Source organism: Candidatus Zixiibacteriota bacterium (assembly GCA_020853795.1).
Lineage (GTDB): Bacteria > Zixibacteria > MSB-5A5 > CAIYYT01 > CAIYYT01 > JADJGC01.
The window spans coordinates 26,028-37,021 of the sequence record JADYYF010000140.1; the positions used below are offsets into that span (position 1 = coordinate 26,028).

The 10,994-nt window shown below is 56.9% G+C and carries 11 protein-coding genes; 5 read left to right on the top strand and 6 right to left on the bottom strand.

Annotated elements, in window-relative coordinates:
• Positions 1-8: 8 nt before the first annotated feature.
• A complete protein-coding gene (locus IT585_11210; GenBank protein ID MCC6963809.1) occupies positions 9-116 on the bottom strand; it encodes a PEP-CTERM sorting domain-containing protein in 108 nt (35 codons plus the stop codon).
• Positions 117-353: 237 nt separating this feature from the next.
• Between IT585_11210 and IT585_11215 the strand changes: the two genes are divergently transcribed.
• Both IT585_11215 and IT585_11220 read left to right on the top strand, forming a co-directional pair.
• Positions 354-1,685 (top strand): insulinase family protein, encoded by a 1,332-nt coding sequence (locus tag IT585_11215; protein ID MCC6963810.1) that lies wholly within the window; start codon positions 354-356, stop codon positions 1,683-1,685.
• Positions 1,686-1,694: 9 nt separating this feature from the next.
• Positions 1,695-3,188: an insulinase family protein gene (locus IT585_11220; protein ID MCC6963811.1), complete on the top strand. Its 1,494-nt coding sequence runs from the start codon at positions 1,695-1,697 to the stop codon at positions 3,186-3,188.
• A 110-nt stretch (positions 3,189-3,298) separates the two neighbouring features.
• Here IT585_11220 and IT585_11225 read toward each other — a convergent pair whose 3' ends face one another.
• The 4 genes from IT585_11225 to rsmI form a co-directional block, all read right to left on the bottom strand.
• A complete protein-coding gene (locus IT585_11225) occupies positions 3,299-5,560 on the bottom strand; it encodes a nitric-oxide reductase large subunit (protein MCC6963812.1) in 2,262 nt (753 codons plus the stop codon).
• Positions 5,561-5,580: 20 nt separating this feature from the next.
• Complete coding sequence (locus IT585_11230) at positions 5,581-6,219, bottom strand: hemerythrin domain-containing protein (protein ID MCC6963813.1); 639 nt, start codon at positions 6,217-6,219, stop codon at positions 5,581-5,583.
• Between the two features lie 88 nt (positions 6,220-6,307).
• A complete protein-coding gene (locus tag IT585_11235) occupies positions 6,308-6,688 on the bottom strand; it encodes an Rrf2 family transcriptional regulator (GenBank protein MCC6963814.1) in 381 nt (126 codons plus the stop codon).
• Positions 6,689-6,790: 102 nt separating this feature from the next.
• A complete protein-coding gene (rsmI, locus tag IT585_11240; protein ID MCC6963815.1) occupies positions 6,791-7,495 on the bottom strand; it encodes a 16S rRNA (cytidine(1402)-2'-O)-methyltransferase in 705 nt (234 codons plus the stop codon).
• Between the two features lie 200 nt (positions 7,496-7,695).
• Between rsmI and IT585_11245 the strand changes: the two genes are divergently transcribed.
• From IT585_11245 to IT585_11255, 3 genes are all read left to right on the top strand, one after another.
• The gene (locus tag IT585_11245; GenBank protein MCC6963816.1) at positions 7,696-8,328 is read left to right on the top strand and encodes a hypothetical protein; all 633 of its coding nucleotides are present in this window, start codon (positions 7,696-7,698) and stop codon (positions 8,326-8,328) included.
• 96 nt (positions 8,329-8,424) lie between these two features.
• The gene (locus tag IT585_11250; protein ID MCC6963817.1) at positions 8,425-8,847 is read left to right on the top strand and encodes a single-stranded DNA-binding protein; all 423 of its coding nucleotides are present in this window, start codon (positions 8,425-8,427) and stop codon (positions 8,845-8,847) included.
• Positions 8,828-10,549, top strand: coding sequence for a DUF2723 domain-containing protein (locus IT585_11255; GenBank protein MCC6963818.1), 1,722 nt, complete (start codon positions 8,828-8,830; stop codon positions 10,547-10,549). The genes IT585_11250 and IT585_11255 overlap by 20 nt, the downstream gene beginning before the upstream one ends.
• 2 nt (positions 10,550-10,551) lie before the next feature.
• Here the strand turns inward: IT585_11255 and IT585_11260 are convergent.
• Positions 10,552-10,994: hypothetical protein (locus IT585_11260; GenBank protein MCC6963819.1), on the bottom strand; the 443-nt coding region annotated here is incomplete at its 5' end.

A 10,994-nucleotide genomic window follows, 5' to 3' on the forward strand; every position in this document is an offset into this window, starting at 1 on the left:
CTGAAGGACTAAGTCTTGGGGTGTTTGTGACGGCGAGCCAAGCCCATGCCGGCGGCGCCGAGGCCAAAGAGTAGCAGGGTGGCCGGTTCGGGAATGACGTCGCGCGTGCCAGTCATGGTCTCAAGCCAAAAACCACCTCAATGGCTGTTGTTATCGTATTGCCGAAAAACAGGTTATGGCGATGAGGCGGCAGTTGGGTCTCCCTGATTCAGGGCCGCGGCGAGACAGCCGTCGGAAAATCGGAGCTCAAGCCAGCAGGTAGTTGTCATTCTGTCACGCCCTTTTGGCTTGACCAGGATCGGGGGAGTAGGTAGCTTCGAAAAAATCGAATTCAATCCGAAGCGGAGGTAGAGATGCGATCAGGGAGAAAGGCAATTGGGATTGTTGTCCTGGCGCTGTCGCTGCTGGGCCAAGCGGCGGCGTTTGATCTGAATGTCGATGTGTCACAGCTGGAGAACGGGTTAACGGTATTGATTTGTCCCGATACGACTTCGCCAACCGCAAGCGTATTTACATTCGTGAATGCCGGTTCCCGGGATGAAGACCGTGCCGGCATCACGGGGTTGGCACATGTCTTTGAGCATATGATGTTTCGGGGGACGCCGAAGTATCCGAGTTTCGTCAACGCGGTGACCCCGTTGGGGGCCGAGAACAACGCCTGGACGGAGACCGACTACACAGCGTATTTCCTGAACGCTGAAGCGCGCTTTTTGGAACAGATGCTGGAGATTGAGTCGGATCGAATCCAGAATCTGAATTTCACGAATGAGACGTTTCGCACGGAATTGGGACCGGTGAAGGAAGAACGTCGACGTGGTGTCGCCGACGATGCCGAGGGGTTCCTGAGCGTTGAACACGATCGACTGGCGTATACGACGCACACCTATCAGCACCCGGTGATCGGCTGGGAAGAAGACCTTGAGAAGTACATGACCTATGAAGACGGGCTGCAGTTCAAGAACCGTTTTTATGCTCCGAACAACTGCGTGCTCGTAGTCACTGGAAATGTTGACGTCGGAAAGACCAAGGAGCTGGTTAATCGGTTCTACGCTGGCTGGCCGCGGGGTGAGGCGTATGTACCGAATATCCTGCCCGAGCCGCGCCAGACGGAAGAGCGGAGCATGGCGTTCACCTGGAAAGATGATGAGACGCCGCCGCTGTTGCGGATCGGATACCACATCGGTTCAGCGCGCGACAATCTTGAAGATCTCGCCGCGATGAATCTGATTAACCAGGTGCTGTTTGGTCAGTCGGGACGTCTGACCAAGCGACTGCGGGACGAGCTGGCACTGGTGGAGTCAGTGTGGGGCAATGCGGACATGCGCAAGGACCCAAGTCTGACGGCGATCAGCGCACGGCTGCGGCGTGGAGCGTCGCTGAACGAGGTGCGGGACACGATCTATGGCCAGCTGCAGCGGTTGACGACCGAGTTGATCCCGGCGGCGGAATTGGATCGCGCACGGAACAACCTGCGTTCGGAGATGATCTATCGCCTCGATCGCCCGTCGCGGATAGCCGGCTCACTGGGAAGCTATCAGCTTCTGGCCGGCAATTTCCGCAAGATGTTCGAGCTGTACGATCTTTACGGCTCGGTCACGGCCGAAAAGATTCGCAGTGTGGCGCTGACAGTCTTTGCGCCGACGAATCGATCGGTTGTAACGCTGGTCCCCAAGAGCGGAGTGTGAGGTGTGAAGATGAAGAAGCTCATAGTAGTAGCGGGAGTGCTGGCGGCGTTGATGCTTTGTGTCAGCCTGGTCTCTTGTGCCGGACCCCAGCCGGAGCGGTTCGTGGTGATCGGCAAGCCAGGAGTACCGGTGGTGTACTATCGGATGATGGTCTCAGCCGGATCGGCGCTCGATCCGGCAGCGGAGCCGGGATTAGCGAATTTGACGGCGACGTTGCTCAACAAAGGAACGAAGAACTATACGCGCGAACAACTGGAACAGAAATTGGAGCAGATCGGCGCTAATATCAACATCTCGGTCGACAAGGAAGTGGTCGTGATTTCGGGGCGAACCTTAAGTGAGAACGCCGGCGAGTTCTATTCGATTTTTCGAGAGATATTCCTGGAGCCGACTTTTCCCGAGGAGGAATTCCGGCTGGCGGTGACACAACAACTCGATCGCATCGGGCAGACTCGTGAGGATGACGCGCAGTTGTCGCTGGGCGTATTCGAGAATGCGATCTTTGCCGACCATCGCTACGGCCATCTGGTGCAGGGTACGGAAAAGGGCGTGAATGCGATCACGCGGCAGGATGTCGTCGATTTCTATCGCGCGAACTACCTGCAAGGAAATGTGATCGCCGGAATCGCCGGCGCGGTGGAGGATTCATTGGTCGATCGTTTTCGCGCCGACATCGACCAGTTGCCGTCAGGACGGGTGGTGCGCTCGGATGTGATGCCGAAGTTGTCGAAGACGCCGAAAGTGATCCTGGTGGAGAAAGAGAACCGCGCGCAGTCGAACCTGCGAATTGGACATGTCCTCGAGGACAATCGCTTGTCTCCGCAGTTCTATCCGATGACACTGTTGGGCTGCTACCTGGGGCAGCATCGCGAGATGTTCGGACGGTTGTTCCAGACGGTGCGGTCGCAGCGCGGGCTGGCGTATGGGGCGTACGCCTATGTCGAATACTTCCGGCCGGACGGCTGGTCGAAAATGCAGGGCACGGGGATTCCACGACGCGACCAGTATTTCCACATGTGGACGTATCCGAAAGAGGTCAATTTTGAGTTCTGCATCAAGCTGATGCTGAGTGAAATGACCAAGCTGACGACGATGCCGCTGGCGGCGGAGGATATTGACCGGACGAAGGACTTTGTCGCCAACAGTTTTGCGTTCCGGATCGAGACGGCGGAGCAGCAACTCGGGATGAAGATGGATGAGATCTGGTACGGGTTGCCGGGGTTCGTTGATAACTTCCGCAAGAACATCAACGCGGTGCCGCGCAGCGAGCTGCAGACAGTGGCGATCGACAATTTGCATCCGCGGCAGGTGTTGATTGTGGCCGTGGTGTCGAACGGCGAGGCGGCCAAGCAGGAATTGCTGTCTTTGGACACCAAGTTAGAGCTACCGTCGGGTGCGGAGGAGGGCGACCTGAAGGCGATCAACGACGAAATCAAGGCGCTCGATCTGAAGCTGACGGCAGAGGATATTCAGATTGTGAAGGCGGCGGAGGTGTTTAGGTAGAGCGAGTCGACAAAAGAAGGTAGATCGTCCAGAATCATCAAGAGCATTTGAAACCGAGAGTCTCACCAGGGCACAGCTTACTGTGCCCTGGTGTGTTTTTGGTTGGACGCCTACCCGACCCGCTCGGGTTTGTGGGCGGGATCGGCAGTGGCTTTGCGGCTGCGCAGCGAGTGGCCGGTGGCGAGGCCAAAGATGAACAGCACCAAAACCAGGATCCCGATGGCGAAGATCGTGTCGCCGGGAGCGCGCAGCCATTTGAAGACGGTGATGGCCGGCGAGTAAAGAAATTCGGCCGAGCGCGCGAACCAGTAGCCGTGACGCACCGACGCCCAGGTCTGCATGAAGCCGATCGGCAACAGACTGAGCAGCACCATCGTCATCAGGCCGATATTAATCGTCCAGAAGGAGAACTTGATGATGTTGTCCTTCCATTCCTGGCGGACGTAGAGCACGCGCAGGCAGAAGAGCATGAGGCCGAGTCCGAGCATACCGTACACGCCGAAGAGGGCGGTATGGCCGTGCACCGGCGTGGTGTTGAGACCCTGCATGTAGTAGAGAGCGATCGGGGGATTAATCATGAAGCCGAACAGTCCGGCGCCCACCATATTCCAGAACGCGACGGCGACGAAGAAATAGATCGGCCATTTGTATTTGGCGACCCACGGCGTCGCGCGCGCGAGGCGGATATTGTCCCAGGCTTCAAAGCCGATGATCGTGAGCGGCACGACCTCGAGTGCGGAGAAGACGGCCCCGAGCGCCATGACGGCGGTCGGCGTGCCGGCGAAATAGAGGTGATGCAACGTGCCGATGATGCCGCCAAAGAGGAAGATCGTGGTTGAGAAGATCACGGACGAGTTGGCGGTTTTGAGCCGGATGAGTTGCAGCCGCGCGAAGAGGAAGGCGATCACGGCGGTGGCAAAGACTTCAAAGAAGCCCTCGACCCAGAGGTGAATCACCCACCAGCGCCAGTATTCGGCCATCGATAAATGTGTGCTCTTGCCCCACATCAGACCGGCGGCATAGAAGGCGCCGATCGCGATCGAGGCGAGGAGGAACATCGTCATCAGCGGTTTCTGGTCGCCGCCCTTCCTGATGGCGATCAGAACATTGCGGCTGACAAGGTAGAGCCAGAGCGCCAGGCCGGCAAGCAGGGCGATCTGCCACACACGGCCGAGATCGAGGTACTCATAGCCTTGATGGCCGAAGTAGAACCAGCTTGAGCCCGGCATCATGCCCTTCACCGAGAGCAATTCACCGGTCAGTGAGCCAACCACTACCAATACAAGCGCGCCGAAGAGAATGTTGACACCGAGGCGCTGGCCTTTTAGTTCAACGCCGGAGACAGCGGGGCCGATGTAGAGTCCGGCGGCAAGCCAGGCAGTGGCGATCCAGAAGATGCCGAGCTGCGTGTGCCAGGTGCGGGTGACGGCGTACGGCAGCCACTCCGCGAGCGGGATGCCGTAAAAGGCGTGGCCTTCGACCCCGTAGTGTGCCGAAATCACGCCCATGATCATTTGCACAAGGAACAGACCCGAAACGACCCAGAAGTATTTGATAACGGCCTTCTGCGACGGCGTCGGTTGGAAGCCGAACATCGGATCCTGCTCGGGGAGCTTTTCGGCGACGGCTTCTTTCTTCTGAGCGGCATGATACCAAACCAGCATGCCGATACCGGCCAGCAGCATGATGATCGACATACCGGTATAGATCACAGCATCACTGGTTGGGACGTTATCGACAAGTTCCTCGTGCGGCCAGTTCGAGGTGTAGCTCATCTCTTCGCCGGGACGATTGGTTGATGCCGCCCAACTGGTCCAGAAGAAGAACGAAGCCATCTGCCGCAATTTGACCGGATCAGAGACCGCGCCCTTGGGGATGGCGTACTGCTCGTGGCCGTTGGCGAAGATGTCGGCGTAGTCCGCGAGATTCGACTCAAAGGCGCGGACGCGCACCGGATCAACGGTGATCGTTTTCGTTGCCGGATTGTACGAGTTGGTACGAATCAGGCTCTTGAGACGCGCCTGCAAGGCGGCCTGCTTCTCAAGATCGAGCTTGTCGTAGGCAACGGCAAAATCCGTGTTGGCCCAGTCGTTGAGAATGAACATGCACTCGCGATGGAGCCAGTCGGCGGTCCAATCGGGAGCGACATAGCTGCCGTGGCCCCAAATCGAGCCGACCTGCATACCGCCCATCGCCTGCCAGACATTTTGCCCGGCAGTGATCTGACCGTGATCGATCATCACGGCTCCATCGGTAGCGACGACCTGATCGGGGATCGGCGGTTTTTCCTGATAAATCCGCAGTCCGGCCCAGCCGAGTACGGCAAAGGAGAGCAGGACGACAGCGGTAAACGCGATCCAAAGTTTCTTCATGACTCCCTCCTACTTTCCCCTCAATGCGCAGTCTGAGACTGGGATTTGTGGCCGTGCGCACAGGTGCAGCCGCCGGCAAGGATCTGGCGCTTGATCGGTTCGGCGGGGACGTTAAATTTGTTAGCCAGGCCAAGCGCCATTTCGAGGTAGCGCGTGTGCGTTCCCTCGCCCATGTCGTGCGCTTCAACATGTGTAAATGAAGCCTGCAGTCGCGACTGGTCTTCTTCCGTCAGCATGCGATCAGCCAGCGGAAAGAGAATCTGGTCCTCTTTCATAATGTGAGCGCGCAGCAGGCCGATGTAGTTTTGTGCGTTCTCACAGAAAGTTGTCACGGCGGCGGCATCACCGGCCGCGGCTTGCGGCAGGCTCTCTGCCATACCGCGGAGGAAAGAACGGCCGAGGTCGTGCTCGTGCAGCATCACGCCGACGGGGCCGTGCTCGCGCGGAGCGCCTTTCTCTTCGAGCATGACAAATAAGTGGTTCTCTTCCTTGCCGTGATGGCAGCCATCGGCAAAAGTGCGAATGAAGTCGATGAATTGCTCGGCCGTGTCGCGATCAACCTTGACGGCAGCGCGACTCTGCGTGACAAAGTGCTGCAAGCTGTCGAGAATCACCTCAATAATGCGGTGCTCGTCACTGAGGATTTGGGTCGGCTTCATAGAATACTCCTAAGCAATAATGTTGAAGTTGAAATAAACAAACAATAGAAATCACATCTACTTATCTCATTATGGTCAATGTATCGGGTCAAAGCTGCACCTTCTTCTCAATGAGATCGAGGAGTGAGGTTTCGTGCAGGAAGCCAAGATACTGCTCGCGGATCGACTTCCATTGGTGGTGCACGGCACAGGGTTCCGCTTCGTTGCAGAAGCCGCGGCCCATAAAGCAATTGCCCCAGCGTGAGATGTTATCAATCGGGTCGACGACTTCGAAAAGCGATATCTCGTCCGCGGAGCGGGCAAGTCGGAAGCCACCGCCGAAGCCCTTCTGGGAGACAACCAGCCCTTCACCGGCGAGTGACTTCAGCAGCTTCCCCAAGTAGTTTTGTGGGGCACCGACCGTCCTGGCGATTTCAGCAGCGCCGGCGTACTTACCGGGGGCAAGTTTTGCCATCTCCGCAAGGGCCATAACAGCGTGTATGCTTGATTTCGACAACATATAATCTAATCGCATGCCAATATGCGATTATACTATCGGCTTGTCAAGGGAGTTTGTACATTATTTTCGAGATTATTCTGCTTCCCGATCAAGTCCCCTTACAAGTCCTTGCACAACAACAACTAACTCTCCCTTGAGAATCTTTGCAGCGAGTTTTGAGCGCGCCATTTCGAGGTCAGACCGGATGATCTCCTCGAATTTCTTGGTCAATTCGCGGCAGATTACTACCTGTCGCTTCCCCAGTAGAGCATACAGCAGGTCGAGTAACTTATGGATCTTGAATGGCGACTCATAGAACACCAGAGTTTCACGGCGGTCTGCCAGTGACTCGATGACGGCTTTGCGCTTTCCTGCCGTCTGCGGGAGAAAGCCGTAGAATATGAAAGCATCGGTAGGCAAACCGCTGATTGACAGCGCGGTAATTGCGGCACAAGGGCCGGGAATAGCGATGACCTCGATCGAGTGCCTGATCGCCTCGCGGACGATGATGAAGCCGGGATCAGAGATCGAGGGGGTTCCGGCGTCGGAAATCAACGCCACGCTTTCACCGGCAAGAATGCGCGCGAGAATCTTATCTGAAACAGCGCGCTCGTTGAAGTTGTGATAAGCGATCAGTGGTTTGTGAACGTCGAAGTGATCGAGCAGGACGCGCGAAGTGCGAGTGTCCTCGCAGGCGATGAAATCGACGTTTCGGAGAGTCTCGACGGCGCGAAACGTGAAATCACCGAGATTACCGATTGGTGTGGCAACAAGATAAAGGCTTCCGGCTGAAGTCATAGGTGTAACTAATCACTCTCAATTCTGGCAGCAAGCGCGATCGAAGACGCACAAATACTGTGCACTCTTCCGTGACCAGCGATGTCTGTGGCAGCCCATTCGCTGACAAGTCAACCAGTTAAGGGTGTCGGCACGAAGTTTGCCAATTCACTGCGTGGGGCGATGATGCCCGTGTCCGGGCAATGGAAACGGAGGAGAAGATGAGAACAGCTTTGACGGTATTGATGGCGCTTCTGCTGGCAACCAATGCATTCGGCGTAAGCAAGAACAAGAAGGGCACGACGCAAGTCAAGCGAGTGGTGGTGCAGCAGTCCGAGCCGGAGTCGGTGCGACTCGGGTGGTATTTGTCGCCGGCACTGAAGTTCGGCAAGATTGACGGAGAGACAGAGACCATGCTGGGTATCCGGGGCGGATTGGAATTCAATCAGTCAATCTATCTGGGGCTGGCGGCGTACGGACTGCCGGAAGACAAGTATGATGACCCATTTCATGATCGCTACTTTGACGACGATGAATGGGCAATGGGTTACGGCGGACTCGAAGTGGGATTGATCAGCGGTCGGCCGCGTAACGGTCAGATCTCGTTGGGGGTGTTGATCGGCGGTGGTTCGGTGAATATCGACGAGAACTACTTTGAGTCGCATTTCGGCGATTATGACGGTTTCTTTGTGCTGGAACCGCAGATGGACATGACGCTGAGTTTTTCGCGAAATGTGCGTTTGAGCCTCGGCGCCAGTTATCGATTCATTGATGATCTTGAGAGCGTGCGTTATTCCGTGGACGATTTGGAGGGGCCGAGTTTCAATCTGACCCTGGGACTTGGGCGGTTTTAGTTCGACCGGGACCGGAGCGACGCCATATATCTGATTGACAGCGGGAGTCGGGAGTGTCTATAATGGGGCACTCTCTAAAAAGGAGAAGTTGAGAATATGGCGTCGGTTAACAAAGCGATTTTGATTGGCAATCTGGGCAAGGACCCAGATCTGCGGTATACGCCCTCCGGTGTGGCGGTGTGCACTTTTTCCATCGCGACGACGGAAAAGTGGAAGGACAAGAACACCAACGAAATGAAAGAGACGACCACCTGGCACAATATTGTGTTATGGCGGCGGCAGGCGGAGATCGCCAAAGAGTATCTTCAGAAAGGCTCCCCGGTTTACATCGAGGGGCGGATTCAGACCCGGAGCTACGACGACAAGGAAGGCAACAAAAAGTGGATCACAGAAATCGTCGGTGACCGACTGCAGTTGCTGGGACGCCGCGGTGAGGCGCCCGAGCCGAGTAGCGCGCCGGGACCGGAGGCTCAAGAAGCACCGCCGCTGACGGAAGAGGATGACGACCTCCCGTTCTAAATTCAACCGCATGATCAGGAATCTGACCGGGGTGGGGATTTTTGTCCTCACCCTGTTTCTTTACCTGCTGACACGATATCCGAGTGTGGCGTATATCGACTCCGGGGAGTTGGCTGTCGTCAACGGGACGCTCGGAATTGCGCACCCGACGGGCTATCCGCTGTACACGATTCTGGGGCGACTATTCGCCTTGCTGCCGCTGGAGTTGATGACGACGCAGGTGATGTTTGGGGCTCTGTGCACGGCGGTCACCGCTGCGGTCTTGTTCTTTACTTTCGTTCGCTACTTCGACCGTCACGAGCCCGCACCAATCTCAGTGTTGGCGATGCTGACGCTGCTGTTTGCCAGTGCGCCGCTAATCTGGGGGCAAGGTACGACAAATGAAGTATATTCCTTACATCTGCTGTTCATCAGCTTGATCCTGGCGTTGCTGCTGTCGCCGTTGGATACGCGGCGGCGGGTTATGGGGCCGTTCGTGGTGGCGCTGGCTTTCGGCAATCACATGTCGACGATCCTGCTGCTGCCGGCGATCGCTGTCCACTTGTACAGCCAGCGCGCGCTGATCGCGAGAACGAAGCGAATCATCCCATTGAGTCTGAGTGCGGTTGTGGTAGGGGCGTCGCTCTATTTGTACCTGCCTGTGCGTGCAGCGCTGGATCCGATCTTCAACTGGGGGCAGCCGCACACCTGGGAGAATTTCGTGCGGCATGTAACCGGCTGGCAGTATCAGGTATGGATGTTCTCCAAGAGTCCCGGCGAGCTGGCGGGGAATCTTTGGGATTTCGCCCAGATTTTCTACGAGCAGTTCCCAGCATTGTTCTGGCTGCCGGTTGCTCTGGGAATAATCACTGCCTGGCGACGGCACCGACATCTGGCGATGCTCTTGAGTTGTTTTCTCGTGTTCAACTGTCTCTATGCCCTGAACTTTTCGATTCCCGACATCGACAACTATCTGCTGCCGTCGGTGGTAGCGCTGTTTGGTTTTGGGTGCCTGGGGGTGTGGTGGCTGATCGAGCGGCTGCGAGTGTCGGCAGGGATAGCGGCCGGAGCCGTGGCGGCCTTGGTGGTCTGGGGACTAATGCTAAACTGGCAGGAATACGATCAGTCACGAAATCACGCGCCGCTGGATGGTGTTCACAATCTCTATGCATCCGCGGAAACAGACGCGCTGATTTTCTGCGCCGACTGGGATATCGTCAGTCCCTGGCTGTACTCTCACTTTGCCTTAGGCGAGCGGTCGGACGTGATTCTGATCGACAACGAGTTAGCGCGGCGGTCGTGGTATTTCGACTGGATCCGGCATGTTGATGCGCGGCTGTACGAGCACGCCCAACCGGAAATTGAGGCGTTCCTGCCGCAGGTGCGCAAGTTCGAACGCAATGAGCCTTACGATCCACAGCAGATTGAGACGGCATACCAACGGATGTTGATGAAGTTTCTGCAATATCGCGCGCGGCCGCTGTATATCGATCAATCGGCGAACCTGTCGTTTCCACCACCGGGGGAGATTCTGGTCAGCGGGCAACTCTTGCGCATCGTTCGCGACGGTGAGGCTGCGGCAGAGCGAAAGATCGTGTTGCGGGAGCCACGTTTCGGCAAGCCAGGCGACGCGCTCAACGTGCGCGAACGCTTCAACCTTGAGAAGTATGAGCGGATGGTGCGCGCGGCTTCCGACGTGCCCGACTCAAATTCGGCACGCTGAGTCTACGGACAGGCAGCGCAGGGCGCCGGTCCGCCGGCGAAGATGTAGTTGATCAAATAGACCGCGTCGGATATCGAAACACTGCTGGAGCAATCGGCATCGGCGGCAGTGGTGTTCGGGGCCGGTCCGCCGGCGAAGATATAATTGATCAAATAAACCGCATCCGAGATCGATACGACGCCGGAGTTGTCGGCATCACCACAGACAGTTGCGGGCGGTCCGACGGTGAGCGCATACGACTGCAGCAATGACTTTGGGGGCACACTCGAATCGTATAACTGCATTGTGAAGTAGAAGGTGGCCTCGTAGCCAGGAGTCCCCGACAGCACGCCGACGGTGTCGCCGTCAAACTGCATGCCGTAGGGCAGATCGCCGCCCCAGAGATTCCAGTGATACGGCTCGACGCCGCCGACCGCCTCGAATTTGAGATAGTACGGCACGCCGA